This window comes from Aminobacter sp. UC22_36 (genome assembly GCF_044056035.1).
In the GTDB taxonomy this organism is placed as follows: Bacteria; Pseudomonadota; Alphaproteobacteria; order Rhizobiales; family Rhizobiaceae; genus Aminobacter.
Genome location: NZ_CP171996.1, coordinates 306,646 through 322,438 on the forward strand (window position 1 = coordinate 306,646; position 15,793 = coordinate 322,438).

Consider the following 15,793-nt stretch of genomic DNA (forward strand, 5'->3'; position numbering starts at 1 on the left):
TTAGACGTTGGCGCGGCGTTCCAGCTTGTCGACGTCGAAGACGGTGACGTGGCGGTTGTTTTCGACCGCGATCAGCCCGTCCTTGCGCAGCTTGGTCAGCTGGCGGCTGACGGTTTCGATGGTCAGGCCGAGGAAGTCGGCGATGTCAGCGCGGGTCAGCGGCAGGTCGAAGCTGATCTCGCCGTCGCTTTCCGCCTCGGGGTCGCTGTGACGGGCGATGAGGTGCAGGAAGGAGGCAACGCGCTCGGCAGCCGTCTTGCGTCCGAGCGTCAGCATCCAGTCGCGCGCCTCGTCGAGTTCGTTGAGTGCCTGCAGGTGCAGCCGGTGACCAAGTTCCGGTGCCTGCCCAATCATCCGGTCGAGCGAGGTCTTGGGGAAGGCGCAGACGCGGACGGCGGTCGCGGCCTCGGCAGTGATCGAGCTCTCCTGCTTGAACGGCCGGCCGATGAAATCAGGCGCGAACTGCAGCCCGACGATCTGCTGGCGGCCATCGGGCAATGTCTTGGTCAGCTTGACGACACCGGCCAGCACGTTGGCGTAGCTGTCGATCGTATCGCTGTCCGATACCAGCACCGTGCCCGCTTCAACCTTGCGCTTGGTGGTATGACGGCTGAGCTCGACCAGCTGTTCCGGTGTCAGCGCGCCGCAGACGCCGCGATGCCGTGCCTCGCAGGAGCGGCACAGCGCAGGGATCTCCGAATTGTGAATGTCCTGGCGAATGGCCATTTCTTCGTCCAGTACTCCGATTTGCCCAATCTAGGGACCGGGTCCGGCAAAAGGAACCGTGTCATTGTGTCCATCGCCCGACACTGCTTGATCCAGGTCAAGGCGATGCCGGCGCCTCCATCGCATCCTCTGTTCGTTGATGGAGACGATCATGGACAGGACCCTCATCGAAACATACTCAGCACCGGTGCCGCGCTACACCAGCTATCCGACTGCGCCGCATTTCAATGCGGCGATCTCGGCAACGACCTATGGCAGCTGGCTACGCGCACTGCCCGAGGGCGCGTCGGCATCGCTCTATGTCCACATCCCCTATTGCGACCGGCTGTGCTGGTTCTGCGCCTGCCACACCAAGCAAACGCGTCGCTATGACCCGGTCGAGCGATACCTGAAGGCGTTGAACTGCGAGATAGATACGACAGCCTTGCTGTGCGGAAGCCGGCTAATTATTCGTGCGTTGCACCTTGGCGGCGGCTCGCCAACGATGCTGACGCCGACGGATCTGATGTCACTCGGAGCCAGGCTGCGCGAGAAATTCAGCTTCGCCGGCGATGCCGAGATCAGCGTCGAGATCGATCCCAACGATATGGATGAGGCGCGCTTCGACGCGCTGGCTGCCATCGGCATGACGCGTGCCAGCCTCGGTGTGCAGGATTTCGATGAGCGGGTGCAAAAGGCGATCAACCGCGAACAGAGCTTCGAGCAGACGAAGGCCGTTGTCGACGCGGTCCGCACCCGTGGTGTGCGTTCGGTCAATCTCGACATGCTCTATGGCCTGCCGCACCAGACGCTCGCAAGCATCGTTGCGACGACGCAAAAGCTGCTGTCGTTGCGGCCCGACCGGATCGCGCTGTTCGGCTACGCCCATGTGCCGTGGATGAAAAAGCACCAGACGATGATCGACGAGGCGCGATTGCCCGATGCCGTGGCACGGCTGGAGCAGGCCGCCGCCGCGGCCGAACTCATCCTGGCCGCGGGCTACGAAGCCGTCGGCATGGATCATTTCGCGCTGCCGAGCGACAGCCTCGCCGCCGCAGCGCGTTCCGGCACGTTACGGCGCAATTTCCAGGGCTACACCACCGACCAGGCCGATGCGCTGATCGGGCTTGGAGCGTCGTCGATCGGGCTGTTGCCGCATGGCTACGTCCAGAACATGCCGGCAACAGGCGAATATGAGCGCCGCGTGCATTCAGGCGGCCTGGCTACGGTGCGCGGTTTCGCCCTGTCCAACGCCGACCGCATGCGCGCCTGGGTGATCGAGCGGCTGATGTGCGATTTCGCCTTTTCGCGCTGCGAGTTGCTTTCCCGCTTCGGCGAGCCGGCGCGCGCGGTTATCACCGAGGCCGAATTGCTGGCCGCCGGCGATCGTGACGGCATCTTCGCCCGTTTGGGCAACCGTTTTGTCGTCACCGAACGCGGCAAGCCTTTCGTCCGCTCGATTGCCGCCCATTTCGATGTCTATCTTGGCCGCGGGACCGCACGCCACTCGGTCGCCGTCTGAACTTCTACGCGCTGACAAATTCCTGTATCAAGCGCGTGCAAAGCGTGCGAGCGCGAACGGGACCTTGACCAGATGAATCTGACAGTCTTTGGCATTGGCTATGTTGGTTTGGTGCAGGCTGCGGTGTTGGCCGAGGTTGGGCATGACGTTGTCTGCGTCGATGTCGACGCGGCCAAGGTCGAGCGCCTGAACCAGGGTTTCATCCCGATCTTCGAGCCGGGGCTCGAGGCCCTGGTGCGCGACAACCACGCCGCAGGGCGCATCGTCTTCACCACCGATGCTGCGCTCGCGGTCAGGCATGGCGAGATCCAGATGATCGCGGTCGGCACGCCGCAGGGCGAGGACGGCTCGGCCGACCTCAAATACGTGCTGTCGGTGGCCGATGCCATCGGCCGCGAGATGGCAGCACCCAAGATCGTGGTGACCAAGTCGACAGTGCCGGTCGGCACCGCCGACAAGGTGCGCGAAACCATGCTGGCGGCGCTGAAGGTGCGGGGCCGCGAGGCGCTTGCCTTCGACGTCGTCTCCAATCCGGAGTTTTTGAAGGAAGGCTCGGCTGTCGCCGACTGCATGAAGCCCGACCGCATCATCATCGGCACCGACAGCGAGGCCGCCGAGGCGGTGATGCGCGAGCTCTATGCGCCGTTCAATCGCAACCACGAAAAGATGATCGTGATGGACGTGCGCTCGGCCGAGTTCACCAAATATGCCGCCAACTGCATGCTGGCGACCAAGATCAGCTTCATGAACGAGATGGCCAACCTCGCCGAGCTTTTGGGCGCCGATATCGAGGAGGTGCGCAAGGGCATCGGCTCGGACCCGCGCATCGGCTACCACTTCATCTATCCGGGCCTGGGTTATGGCGGCTCGTGTTTCCCCAAGGATGTGCGCGCCTTGATCCGCACCGCCGGCGATGTCGGCTTCGAGCCGGTGCTTTTGCACTCGGTCGAGGCGCGCAACAACGCCCAGAAAGCGGTGCTGTTCGACAAGCTGAAGGCACATTTCAACGGCGACCTCGCCGGCAAGACCTTTGCTTTGTGGGGACTGGCCTTCAAGCCCAACACCGACGACATGCGCGAGGCACCAGCCCGTGTGCTGATGGAAGCGCTGTGGGCTGCAGGTGCCAAGGTCCAGGCCTACGATCCCGAGGCGATGAACGAGGCGCAGCAGATCTTTGGCCAGCGCGACGATCTGATGCTGTGCGGCACCAAGGAGGCGGCACTGCGCGGGGCGGATGCGCTGCTGATTGCCACCGAATGGAAAAATTTCCGGGCGCCGTCCTTCGAGCTGATCAGGGAGCAACTGACCACGCCGGTCATCTTCGATGGCCGCAACCTCTACGACCCCGCAGTCGTCGCCCGCCACGGCATCAAATACGTCTCCATTGGGCGGAAGGCGGCCTGAAAAACAAAAAGGCCCGCGTGAGCGAGCCTTTTTCGTCTGGTGCGGCGCTTACTGGTTGCGGCGCTTGCCCTCCATCAGGTCGAGCACGGCGCGCGCGGCGTCGAGCACATTGGTGCCGGGGCCGAAGACGGCCGACACGCCATGGTCGAGCAGGTATTGGTAATCCTGGCGCGGGATGACCCCGCCGACCACCACGATGATGTCTTCGGCGCCCTTGGCCTTCAGTGCTGCGACAAGCTGCGGCGCGAGCGTCTTGTGGCCGGCGGCCAGCGATGACATGCCGACGACGTGGACCCTGGACGCAATCGCCGTGTTTGCGGCTTCGCCCGGGGTCTGGAACAGCGGCCCGGCAATGACCTCGAAGCCGATGTCGCCGAAGGCCGAAGCAATGATCTTGGCGCCGCGGTCGTGGCCGTCCTGGCCAAGCTTGGCCACCATGATGCGTGGCTTCTCGCCCAGTGAGCCGGCAAACTGATCGAGGCGCGCAACCAGGGTCTGGAATTCCGGCTCGTCGTCATAGGCCTTGCCATAGACGTTCTCGACGACTTCCGGCACCGCGGCATGGTCGCCGAAGGCACGGCGCATGGCGTCGGAAATCTCGCCGACCGTTGCACGTGCCCGTGATGCCTCGACGGCTGCAGCTAGCATGTTGCCTTCACCGCTGCGCGCCACCTTCTCCAGAGCCGCCAGTGTCGCCTCGACGCGGCTGGGATCGCGCTGGCGCCGGGTGCGCTCGATGCGGGCGATCTGCGACAGGCGCACGGCGGAATTGTCGATCTCGAGGATGTCGAGATGGTCTTCCTGCTCGAGCCGGTACTTGTTGACGCCGACAATGACCTCTTCGCCCTTGTCGACGGCGGCCTGGTGACGTGTCGCCGCTTCCTCGATCATGCGCTTGGGCAGGCCGGTGGCGACAGCCTTGGTCATGCCACCCATGGCTTCGACTTCCTCGATCAGCGCCCAGGCCTTTTCGGCGAGGTCGTTGGTCAGGCTTTCGACATAATAGGAACCGGCGAGCGGATCGACGACCTTGGTGACGCCGGTCTCGTGCTGGAGGATCAGCTGGGTGTTGCGGGCGATGCGCGCCGAAAACTCGGTCGGAAGCGCGATCGCTTCGTCGAAGGAGTTGGTGTGCAGCGACTGCGTGCCACCCAGTGCCGCCGACATCGCCTCGAACGCCGTGCGGACGATGTTGTTGTAGGGATCCTGCTCCTGCAGCGACACGCCAGAGGTCTGGCAGTGGGTGCGCAGCATCAGCGACGACGACTTCTTCGGCTCGAACTCGGCCATGATGCGCGACCACAAAAGGCGCGCGGCGCGCAGCTTGGCCGCTTCCATGAAGAAGTTCATGCCGATGGCGAAGAAGAACGACAGCCGGCCGGCGAACTCGTCGACATTGAGGCCCTTCTTCAGCGCCGCGCGCACATATTCGCGTCCGTCGGCGAGGGTGAAGGCCAGTTCCTGCACCAGCGTCGAGCCGGCCTCCTGCATGTGGTAGCCGGAGATCGAGATCGAGTTGAACTTCGGCATCTCCTTGGCCGTGTATTCGATGATGTCGGCGACGATCCGCATCGAAGGCTCTGGCGGGTAGATGTAGGTATTGCGGACCATGAACTCCTTGAGGATGTCGTTCTGGATGGTCCCCGACAGCTTGTCGCGCGAGACACCTTGCTCCTCGCCGGCGACGATGAAGCTGGCGAGGATCGGGATCACCGCGCCATTCATGGTCATCGACACCGAGATCTGCTCGAGCGGGATGCCGTCGAACAGGATCTTCATATCCTCGACCGAGTCGATCGCGACGCCGGCCTTGCCGACATCGCCTTCGACGCGCGGATGGTCGCTGTCATAGCCGCGATGGGTTGCAAGGTCGAAGGCTACCGACACACCTTGCTGGCCGGCGGCGAGCGCCTTGCGGTAGAAATTGTTGGACGCTTCCGCCGTCGAAAAGCCGGCATATTGCCGGATGGTCCAGGGTCGGCCGGTGTACATGGTGGCGCGCGGTCCGCGCAAGAACGGCGCGAAGCCAGGCATCGAATCGAGATTGTCGATGCCGGAGAGGTCGTCGGCGGTGTAAAGCGGCTTGACGTCGATGCCCTCGGGCGTGTTCCAGACAAGCGTGTCCGGAGACGCCCTGATCTCGCGCTCGGCGAGTTTTTTCCAGGAATCGATTGTTGGTTTGTCGGTCATTGGGGCCTCCTGCAAACGGGCGTCCACCCTCCCCAAAAGGGGGAGAGTGCAAGCGCCCGTGCTGCCATCACTCGAATTCCATGATCAGCTCGTCGACGGCGAGGCTTTCGCCAGCAGTTGCCGCGACGCGCTTGACCGTGCCCTTACGCTCGGCGCGCAGCACGTTTTCCATCTTCATTGCCTCGACAGTCGCCAGAGACTGGCCGGCTTCGACCTCGTCGCCTTGCTTGACCAGGATCGAGGTGACCACGCCCGGCATCGGGCACAGCAGCATCTTCGAGGTGTCAGGCGGCAGCTTTACCGGCATGAGTTTTGCCAGCTCCGCAACGCGCGGGCTGCGCACATGCGCCACCACGTCCATGCCACGCCAGCGCAGGCGCCAGCCAGTGCCGGAGCGCGAAGTCTTGACGCCGATCGAGCTGCCGCCGACGGCGACGTTGGCGTGCAGATGACCAGGCAGCCAATCGCTTGAAACCGCAAGTGCCGTGCCATCGTCGAACGCCACAACCGTGCCGTCGGCACCATCCTTGACGTGCAGCGGCAAGGTGAAGCCGCCAAGCGTCACCACCCAGTCGGCGCCGACAGGACGCTGGTGGTTGGCGAGGGACCCCGAGATCTGGGCACTGCGGCGCTGCACCGATTGATTGATCAGGGCGGCGACAGCGGCAAGCTTCTTGGCGTCTGCCTCAGCCGGTGCGACGCCGGCAAAGCCGTCGGGATACTCTTCGGCGATAAAGGCGGTAGTGATGACGCCCGAGCGGAAGCGGGGATGGTCCATCACCGCCGACAGGAACGGCAAATTGTGGCCGATGCCTTCGACCTCGAAATCGTCGAGTGCGCGTCCCATCACCTCGATTGCCGTAGCGCGATCCGGCGCCCAGGTGCAAAGCTTGGCGATCATCGGATCGTAATACATCGAGATCTCACCGCCTTCGAAGACGCCGGTGTCGTTGCGCACCACCGTGCCGTCGTCGCGCTTGCCTTCCACCGGCGGGCGATAGCGGGTGAGGCGGCCGATCGATGGCAGGAAATTGCGGTAAGGGTCTTCGGCGTAGAGGCGGCTTTCGATCGCCCAACCGTTCAGCTTGACGTCGTCCTGGGTGAAGCGCAGCTTTTCGCCGGCGGCGACGCGGATCATCTCTTCGACGAGGTCGATGCCGGTGATCAGCTCGGTCACAGGATGCTCGACCTGCAGGCGGGTGTTCATCTCGAGGAAGTAGAAGTTCCTGTTACCATCGACGATGAACTCGACCGTGCCGGCCGAGAAATAGCCGACCGCCTTGCCCAGCGCCACGGCCTGCTCGCCCATCGCCTTGCGCGTTTCCGCGTCGAGGAAGGGCGAGGGTGCCTCTTCGATGACCTTCTGGTTGCGGCGCTGGATCGAGCATTCGCGCTCGCCGAGATAGAGCAGATTGCCGTGCTGGTCGCCCAGCACCTGGATTTCGATGTGGCGCGGCTGGGTGACGAATTTTTCGATGAAGATGCGGTCGTCGCCGAACGACGATTTCGCCTCGTTCTTCGACGACTGGAAGCCTTCGCGCGCCTCGGCGTCGCTCCAGGCGATGCGCATGCCCTTGCCGCCGCCGCCGGCGGAGGCCTTGATCATGACGGGATAGCCGATCTGGTTGGCGATCTTCACCGCCTCATTGGCATCCTCGATCAGGCCCATATGGCCGGGCACTGTCGACACGCCAGCGGACGCCGCGATCTTCTTCGAGGTGATCTTGTCGCCCATCGCCTCGATCGCGACAGGGGGTGGTCCGATGAAAGCGACGCCCTCGGCCTTCAGCGCCTCGGCGAAGTTCGAGTTCTCCGACAAGAAGCCGTAGCCGGGATGCACCGCATCGGCACCGGTCTGGCGCACCGCGTCGATGATCTTCTGGATGACGATGTAGGACTGGTTCGAGGGCGCCGGGCCGATATGGACGGCCTCGTCGGCCATCTTCACATGCAGCGCTTCACGGTCGGCGTCGGAATAGACCGCGACCGTTGCGATGCCCAGTTTCTGTGCCGTCTTGATGACCCGGCAGGCGATCTCGCCACGATTGGCGATGAGGATTTTCTTGAACATGTCTTGACCTGCTCACAAAGGAATCGTGTCGTGCTTCTTCCACGGCGCTTCGGCCTTCTTGCCGCGCAGGGCGGCGAAGGCGCGGGCGATGCGGCGGCGCGACGAATGCGGCATGATCACCTCGTCGATGAAGCCGCGTTCGGCGGCGACGAAGGGATTGGCGAAGCGTTCTTCATATTCCTTGGTGCGCGCGGCGATCTTTTCGGGATTGCCGAGTTCCGAGCGGTACAGGATTTCGGTCGCGCCTTTGGCGCCCATCACCGCGATTTCGGCCGTCGGCCAGGCATAGTTGATGTCGGCGCCGATATGCTTGGAGGCCATGACGTCATAAGCGCCGCCATAGGCCTTGCGCGTGATCAGCGTGACCATTGGAACGGTCGCCTGCGAATAGGCGAACAGCAACTTGGCGCCGTGCTTGATGACGCCGCCATACTCCTGGGCCGTTCCCGGCAGGAAGCCCGGCACGTCGACCAAAGTCAGGATCGGGATCGAAAACGCGTCGCAGAAGCGTACGAAGCGCGCCGCCTTGCGCGACGAGTCGATGTCTAGGCAGCCGGCCAGCACCATCGGCTGGTTGGCGACGACGCCGACGCTCTGGCCCTCGATGCGCATGAAGCCGGTGATGATGTTTTTGGCGAAGGCTTCCTGGATCTCGAAGAAATCGCTCTCGTCGGCGATGGCGAGGATCAGCTCCTTCATGTCGTAGGGCTTGGCCGCGCTGTCGGGGATCAGCGTGTCGAGACGCTTTTCCAGCCGCGCCGGATCGTCGTGGAACGGCCGGACCGGTGGTTTCTCACGGTTGTTGAGCGGCAGGAAGTCGAACAGCAGCCGAACCTGCTCGAGTGCCTCGACGTCGTTTTCATAAGCGCCGTCGGCGACCGAAGACTTCGAGGTGTGGGTGCGCGCGCCGCCGAGTTCCTCAGCGGTGACGATCTCGTTGGTGACGGTTTTCACCACGTCGGGGCCGGTGACGAACATGTAAGATGAGTCGCGCACCATGAAGATGAAGTCGGTCATGGCAGGCGAATAGACAGCACCGCCGGCGCAGGGGCCCATGATGACCGAGATCTGCGGCACCACGCCCGAGGCGTCGACATTGCGCTTGAACACATCGGCATAACCGGCGAGCGAGGCCACGCCTTCCTGGATGCGGGCGCCGCCGGAATCGTTGAGGCCGATCACAGGGGCGCCGTTGCGCACTGCCATGTCCATGATCTTGCAGATCTTCTGGGCGTGGGTTTCCGACAGCGAACCACCGAGCACGGTGAAGTCCTGGGAGAAGACATAGACCAGGCGGCCATTGATGGTGCCCCAGCCGGTGACGACGCCGTCGCCCGCTACCTTCTGCTCGGCCATGCCGAACTCGGTGGTGCGGTGGGTGACATACATGTCGAACTCTTCGAAGGAGCCTTCGTCGAGCAGGACGTCGATGCGTTCGCGCGCCGTCAGCTTGCCCTTGGCATGCTGGGCGTCGATGCGTTTCTGGCCACCGCCGAGGCGGGCCTCGGCGCGGCGGGCTTCAAGCTGTTCGAGAACGGCGCGCATCAGTTCATGCCCCTTGCGGAAAGCCACTTCCAGGCGGCTGGGAAGGCGATGGCCGCAAGCACGGCCTTGGCGATGTCGCCCGGGATGAAGGGGTAAAGGCCAAAAGCCAGCACTGGCTTGTCGAAGCCGATGACCGAGCCGAGCCAGAGCAGGCCGGGCACGTAGATGACGGCGCCGGCAAGCAGCGCTGCAAGCATTGCGGTAAAGACGTTGCGGTCCCAGCCGCGCTCGGCCAGCCAGCCGGCGAGCCATGCGGCGGGCAGATAACCCAGGAGATAACCACCGGTTGGCCCCATCATGTAGGCGAGGCCGATGCCTTTTTCCGGCGTGCCGGCGAAAACCGGCAGGCCAAGCGCGCCCTGCAGGAGGTAGAGCGCGACCGCGGCAGCACCACGCACCGGACCGAGCGCCAGCCCAAGCCCGATCACCACAAGCGTCTGCATGGTCATCGGCACGGGATAGAACGGCACCTGAACCTTGGCCGACAGCGTCAGAAGCAGCGAAGCTGCGACGACGGCAATGACATCCCTTGATGTGAGCCGGCTGGTTGGTCTGTCGGCGACGGCTTGGTAGAGCGTCATGAGCTTTCTCCCGCGCTACGAGGTTGAAAAACAATGGCCTCTCGCCGCGTCAGCGGCAAGCAGCGAAGTTGGCGCAATAGCCCCATGGCGCGCGCAAGAAAACAGTTGAAAGTGTGCGAAAGCGTAATATACAAATTCGAGAACTGTAAATTGCGAATTTGCAAACATGGCGTCACGCAAACTCTATATCGGCCGCAAGGTGCGCGAACTGCGCGAAGCCAACAAGGCGACGCAGGCGAGCTTCGCCGAACGCATCGGCATCTCGACAAGCTATCTCAATCAGATCGAGAACAACCAGCGCCCGGTTTCGGCCTCGGTGCTGCTGGCGCTCGCCGAAAAATTCCAGATCGACATCACGGAGATTTCGCAAGGCGACGGCGACCGGCTGTTGTCGGCATTGACCGAGGCACTCAGCGATCCGCTGTTTGAGAACTATGCGCCCAATCTGCAGGAGCTCAAGCTGGTGACCCAGAACGCGCCGGGTTTTGCTCGGGCGCTGATCTCGGCCCACCAGGCCTATCGCCGCAACAGCGAGCAACTCGCCAGCCTCGACGACACACTCGGCAAGAGCATCGGCCTGACCGAGCCGACGCCTTATGAGGAGGTGCGCGACTTCTTCCATTTCGTCGACAACTACATCCACAGCCTCGACATCGCCGCCGAGCGGCTGGCCAATGAACTCGGCATAGGCGAGCGCGACAGCTATGCGACGCTCGCCGGGCACCTTGAAAGCCGTCATGGCGTGCGCATCGCCCGTGCCGCCGCCGATGATGACGCGTTGCGGCGCTTCGATCCCAAATCGGGCGTGCTGTTCCTCAACACCTATTCGCCTATAGCCACCCGCAGCTTCCAGATCGCCTTCCAGATTGCCGAGATGGAGATGGAAGCAGAGGTTGCGCAGATTGCACGGACGGCCGATTTCCGCACCAGCGAGGCGCAGGAAATCTGCAAGATGGGCCTGCGCAACTATTTTGCCGGCGCGCTGACCTTGCCCTACCAGGTATTCATGAAGGCGGCAGGCGAGCTGCGCCACGATCTGGAGCTGCTTGCGGCGCATTTCGGCGCCTCGATCGAGCAGGTCGCCCACCGCCTCAGCACCTTGCAGCGGCCGGGCCACAAGGGCGTGCCGATCTTCTTTGCCCGCATCGACCGTGCCGGAAACATCACCAAGCGCCACAGTGCCGCCAAGCTGCAGTTTGCACGCTTTGGCGCGGCGTGCCCGCTGTGGAACGTGCACCAGGCTTTTGAGACACCCGGCCGGATCATCCGCCAGCTCGCCGAGACGCCCGATGGCGCGCGCTATCTCTGCGTTGCCACCGAGATTTCCAAAGGCGGCGGCGGCTTCAATGCGCCGCATCGTCGTTACGCTATCGCGCTTGGCTGCGAGGTCGCCTATGCCCGGGATTTTGTTTATGCCGACGGGCTGGAATTGGGCAGCAAGACCGCCTTCGACCCGATCGGCATTTCATGCCGCATCTGCGAGCGCACCAATTGCCAGCAGCGCGCCGTGCCGCCGCTCAAGCGCAAGCTGGTGATCGACAAGGACGTACGCCACCCGCTGCCTTACAGGATCAGCTAGCCGCGCCTGGAAAACGCCGCGCCAACGGTCAGCATCAGCCAGCCCAGAATCATGCCGGTGCCACCGACGGGCGCAGCGAAGGGAAACAGCCGCTGGCCAAGATATTCGCGGGCCAGCAGGTCGCCGGAAAACAGCAGCACCGCCACCAGCAGAATGGCGGCACCGATGTGGAGAATTCTGCCGCCGGCAACGACCAGCGACAGTACAATCAGCGCAGGGGCATGAAACAGCAGGAAATTCGCCGCCGTCGCGACATTGACGCTGCCGCCATGGCTGGCTGCCGCCGACAGTGCCACGCCCATAGCGCCAAACAGTGCGCCGGCAATAAAAAAGAACCCTGTCAAACTGCATTCGTTCGCTCCCATCCTCGCTTGGCGCTAGCATATAGCTTCGGCTCGGCGAAAGGATCGTGGGCCAAGCGCGCCGATTGCCGCAGGATGGCCGCTTTCCTGTGGACCTTGAACAGGCGCGGCTGATTGGCCGTTTGGCGTTCGGCCCGGCAGTCACTATGTTCGCGCACCCGTTCAACAGGCACCAGGATTCCATGGCTGGCGACAACAGGAAAATCGCTGCGATCATCGCGGCCGAGATCAACGCGAAGCCCGAGCAGGTCATAGCGGCAGTCGGACTGCTCGACGAGGGTGCGACCGTGCCTTTCGTGGCGCGCTACCGCAAGGAAGTCACCGGCGGCCTCGATGACACCCAGCTGCGCGATCTCTCCGAGCGCCTGGCCTATCTGCGCGAGCTTGAGGCGCGGCGCGCGGCGATTGTCGAGTCGATCACCAGCCAGGGCAAGATGACCGACGAGCTGGCGATCCGTATCGCCACCGTCACCACGAAGGCCGAGCTTGAGGACATCTACCTGCCTTACAAGCCCAAGCGCCGCACCAAGGCGGAGATCGCCAGGGAGCGTGGCCTCGGACCGCTCGCCGAAGCCATTCTCGCCGACCGGACCCAGGTGCCGGCGGAGCTCGCGGTCGCCTATGTCGCTGGCGACGTCGCCGATGTGAAGGCAGCGCTCGAAGGCGCGCGCGACATCGTTGCCGAAGGCATCTCGGAAAACGCCGACCTTCTGGGCCGCTTGCGCAATCACATGAAGGAGCGCGCGGTGATGCGCGCCCGTGTCGTCGACGGCAAGCAGGACGCCGGGGCCAAGTTCTCCGACTATTTCGACCATTCCGAGCGCTGGGCCAATGTGCCAAGCCATCGCGCACTCGCCATGCTGCGCGGCCGCAACGAGGACGTGCTGTCGCTCGATCTGGAGATCGACGCCGACGACACCTCGCCGGTCAAGCCAGTCGAACGGATGATCGCCGCCGCCTACCAGATTGGCGCAACGCTTCCGGGCGACCAGTGGCTGATGACCGTCGCCGGCTGGACCTGGCGCGTGAAGCTGTCGCTGTCGCTTTCGCTCGACCTGATGCGCGATCTGCGCGAAGCGGCCGAGGAAGAGGCGATCCGCGTTTTCTCGCGTAACCTGAAAGACCTGCTTTTGGCCGCTCCCGCCGGCTCGCGGGCCACCATGGGTCTCGATCCGGGTATCCGCACCGGCGTCAAGGTGGCGATCATCGATGCCACCGGCAAGGTGCTCGACACCACGACAGTCTATCCGTTCCCGCCGAAAAATGACGTGCGCGGCGCCCAGGCCGAGCTTGCCCGCCTGATCATCCGCCACAAGGTCGAGCTGATCGCCATTGGCAATGGTACTGGTAGCCGCGAGACCGAGCGCCTGGTCGCCGACATGCTCCAGGAAATGCCGGCGCCCAAGCCGACAAAAGTCATCGTCAGCGAGGCCGGCGCTTCGGTCTATTCGGCGTCCGCCACCGCTGCCGCCGAGTTTCCCAATCTCGACGTGTCGCTGCGCGGTGCCGTGTCGATCGCGCGGCGCCTGCAGGACCCGCTCGCCGAGTTGGTCAAGATCGAACCCAAGTCGATCGGCGTTGGCCAGTACCAGCACGACGTCGACCAGTATCGCCTCGGCCGCTCGCTGGAGGCTGTGGTCGAAGACGCGGTGAACGCTGTCGGCGTTGACCTCAACACGGCCTCCGCGCCGCTGTTGGCGCGCGTTTCGGGCCTCGGGCCATCGCTTGCCGAGTCGATCGTTGCCCATCGCGATGCCTCGGGCGCGTTCGCCACGCGCCGTGACCTGCTTGCCGTGCCGCGGCTCGGCCAGCGCGCCTTCGAGCAATGCGCTGGCTTCCTGCGCATCCGCGACGGCAAGGAGCCGCTGGAACTCATCGTCGGTCCACCCCGAAGCCTATGGCGTCGCCAAGAAGATCGTCGCTGCCTGTGGCCGCGACCTGCGTCAGCTGATGGGCGACAGTGCAGCGCTCAAGGCCATCGACCCTCGCGCCTTCGTTGACGAGCGTTTTGGCCTGCCGACTGTGCGCGACATCATCGCCGAGCTGGAAAAGCCGGGCCGCGATCCGCGTCCGGGTTTCAAGACCGCGACCTTTGCCGACGGCGTCGACGACATCAAGGACCTGAAACCCGGCATGCTGCTTGAGGGCACCGTTACCAATGTCGCCGCCTTCGGCGCTTTCGTCGACATCGGCGTGCACCAGGACGGGCTCGTCCATGTCTCACAGCTGGCCGATAAGTTCGTGAAGGACCCGCACGAGGTGGTGAAGGCCGGCGACGTGGTCAAGGTCCGCGTCGTCGAGGTCGATATCCCGCGCAAACGTATCGGGCTGACCATGCGCAAGGACGGCGGCGAGGCAGCACCACGCTCGGCAGCGCCGGCCAAGGCCCGCGACATGAAGTTCGCCTCAGCGAAGCCGCAGCCAAACAAGGCGGACCAGCAAGGCGCGTTCGGCGCGGCCCTGCTCGAGGCTATGAAGCGCAAGTAAGCAAGCCGGGGCGGCCACGCTGCTGTCGCAGCGGCATGATCGCCCTTGCCCGCTTGCCCGTTCGTGCTTAGAAAGCCCCGGAAACGCGGCCTCAGCCGGCCGCTTGAAAAAGGTGCCGTGCTCAAATGTCCAAGTGGAAAGACGTCAAGAAGGTCGTGCTCGCCTATTCCGGCGGCCTCGACACATCGATCATCCTGAAGTGGCTGCAGACCGAACTCAATGCGGAGGTCGTCACCTTCACCGCCGATCTCGGCCAGGGCGAGGAACTCGAGCCGGCGCGCAAGAAGGCCGAGATGCTCGGCATCAAGGAGATCTTCATCGAGGACGTGCGCGAGGAATTCGTCCGCGATTTCGTCTTCCCGATGTTCCGCGCCAATGCCGTTTATGAGGGTGTTTATCTGCTCGGCACCTCGATCGCCCGGCCGCTGATCTCCAAGCATCTCGTCGACATCGCCCGCAAGACTGGCGCTGACGCCATCGCTCATGGCGCCACCGGCAAGGGCAACGACCAGGTCCGCTTCGAGCTGTCGGCCTATGCGCTCAACCCCGACATCAAGATCATCGCGCCGTGGCGCGATTGGGAGTTCAAGTCGCGCACCGACCTGCTCGACTTCGCCGAGAAGCACCAGATCCCGGTCGCCAAGGACAAGAAGGGCGAAGCACCGTTCTCGGTCGACGCCAACCTGCTGCACTCGTCCTCCGAGGGCAAGGTGCTGGAAGATCCGGCCGTCGAGGCGCCCGAATACGTCCACATGCGCACGATTTCGCCTGAGGCAGCACCTGACAAGGCAACTGTTATCAAGATCGGCTTTGAACAGGGCGATGCCGTGTCGATCAACGGCGAGCGCCTGTCGCCCGCCAGCCTGCTCGCCAAGCTCAACGACTATGGCCGCGACAACGGCATCGGCCGCCTCGACCTGGTCGAAAACCGCTTCGTCGGCATGAAGTCGCGCGGTGTCTACGAGACCCCCGGTGGCACGATCCTGCTTCAGGCGCACCGCGCCATCGAGTCGATCACGCTCGACCGTGGTGCCGCGCACCTCAAGGACGAGTTGATGCCGCGCTACGCCGAGCTGATCTATTACGGTTTCTGGTTCTCGCCGGAGCGCCAGATGCTGCAGGCTGCGATCGACCTCAGCCAGAAGGACGTCGAGGGCGAAGTCACGCTCAAGCTCTACAAGGGCAACGTCATGGTCATCGGCCGCGAGAGCGCGAAGTCGCTCTATTCCGACAAGCTGGTGACTTTCGAGGACGACCAGGGCGCCTACGACCAGAAGGACGCCGCCGGCTTCATCAAGCTCAATGCGCTGCGCCTGCGCACGCTGGCGGCCAGGAACCGTCGCTGAC

Annotated in this window: 10 protein-coding genes and 1 pseudogene; 5 read left to right on the top strand and 6 right to left on the bottom strand. The window is 63.8% G+C overall.

Annotation, left to right across the window (positions count from 1 at the left end):
- Entirely contained in the window at positions 1-726 is a 726-nt protein-coding gene (locus ACHMW7_RS04430; RefSeq protein ID WP_395449146.1) for a Crp/Fnr family transcriptional regulator, read from the bottom strand.
- A 151-nt stretch (positions 727-877) separates the two neighbouring features.
- On the opposite strand from ACHMW7_RS04430, the gene hemN reads away from it, so the two are divergent.
- Complete coding sequence (hemN, locus tag ACHMW7_RS04435) at positions 878-2,227, top strand: oxygen-independent coproporphyrinogen III oxidase (RefSeq protein ID WP_395449147.1); 1,350 nt, start codon at positions 878-880, stop codon at positions 2,225-2,227.
- 72 nt (positions 2,228-2,299) lie between these two features.
- Positions 2,300-3,631 carry a UDP-glucose dehydrogenase family protein gene (locus ACHMW7_RS04440; protein WP_395449148.1) on the top strand — a complete coding sequence of 444 codons (1,332 nt, stop codon included), beginning with the start codon at positions 2,300-2,302 and terminating at the stop codon, positions 3,629-3,631.
- Between the two features lie 48 nt (positions 3,632-3,679).
- Here the strand turns inward: ACHMW7_RS04440 and scpA are convergent, their stop codons facing one another.
- The 4 genes from scpA to ACHMW7_RS04460 form a co-directional block, all read right to left on the bottom strand.
- A complete protein-coding gene (gene scpA, locus ACHMW7_RS04445) occupies positions 3,680-5,821 on the bottom strand; it encodes a methylmalonyl-CoA mutase (RefSeq protein WP_395449149.1) in 2,142 nt (713 codons plus the stop codon).
- 67 nt (positions 5,822-5,888) lie between these two features.
- Positions 5,889-7,892: an acetyl-CoA carboxylase biotin carboxylase subunit gene (gene accC / locus ACHMW7_RS04450; RefSeq protein WP_395449150.1), complete on the bottom strand. Its 2,004-nt coding sequence runs from the start codon at positions 7,890-7,892 to the stop codon at positions 5,889-5,891.
- A gap of 12 nt (positions 7,893-7,904) precedes the next feature.
- Entirely contained in the window at positions 7,905-9,437 is a 1,533-nt protein-coding gene (locus ACHMW7_RS04455) for an acyl-CoA carboxylase subunit beta (protein ID WP_395449151.1), read from the bottom strand.
- Complete coding sequence (locus ACHMW7_RS04460) at positions 9,437-10,018, bottom strand: biotin transporter BioY (RefSeq protein ID WP_395449152.1); 582 nt, start codon at positions 10,016-10,018, stop codon at positions 9,437-9,439. Before ACHMW7_RS04460 ends, ACHMW7_RS04455 begins: the two co-directional genes overlap by 1 nt.
- 166 nt (positions 10,019-10,184) lie before the next feature.
- Between ACHMW7_RS04460 and ACHMW7_RS04465 the strand changes: the two genes are divergently transcribed.
- Positions 10,185-11,597, top strand: a complete 1,413-nt coding sequence (locus tag ACHMW7_RS04465) for a short-chain fatty acyl-CoA regulator family protein (RefSeq protein ID WP_395449153.1) — start codon at positions 10,185-10,187, stop codon at positions 11,595-11,597.
- Here the strand turns inward: ACHMW7_RS04465 and ACHMW7_RS04470 are convergent.
- Positions 11,594-11,941 (bottom strand): DUF423 domain-containing protein, encoded by a 348-nt coding sequence (locus ACHMW7_RS04470; protein WP_395449154.1) that lies wholly within the window; start codon positions 11,939-11,941, stop codon positions 11,594-11,596. The genes ACHMW7_RS04465 and ACHMW7_RS04470 overlap by 4 nt on opposite strands.
- A gap of 200 nt (positions 11,942-12,141) precedes the next feature.
- Between ACHMW7_RS04470 and ACHMW7_RS04475 the strand changes: the two are divergent.
- Positions 12,142-14,446: pseudogene (locus tag ACHMW7_RS04475) on the top strand (Tex family protein).
- Positions 14,447-14,571: 125 nt separating this feature from the next.
- Positions 14,572-15,792 carry an argininosuccinate synthase gene (locus ACHMW7_RS04480; protein ID WP_395449155.1) on the top strand — a complete coding sequence of 407 codons (1,221 nt, stop codon included), beginning with the start codon at positions 14,572-14,574 and terminating at the stop codon, positions 15,790-15,792.
- The last annotated feature ends 1 nt before the right edge of the window (position 15,793 follow it).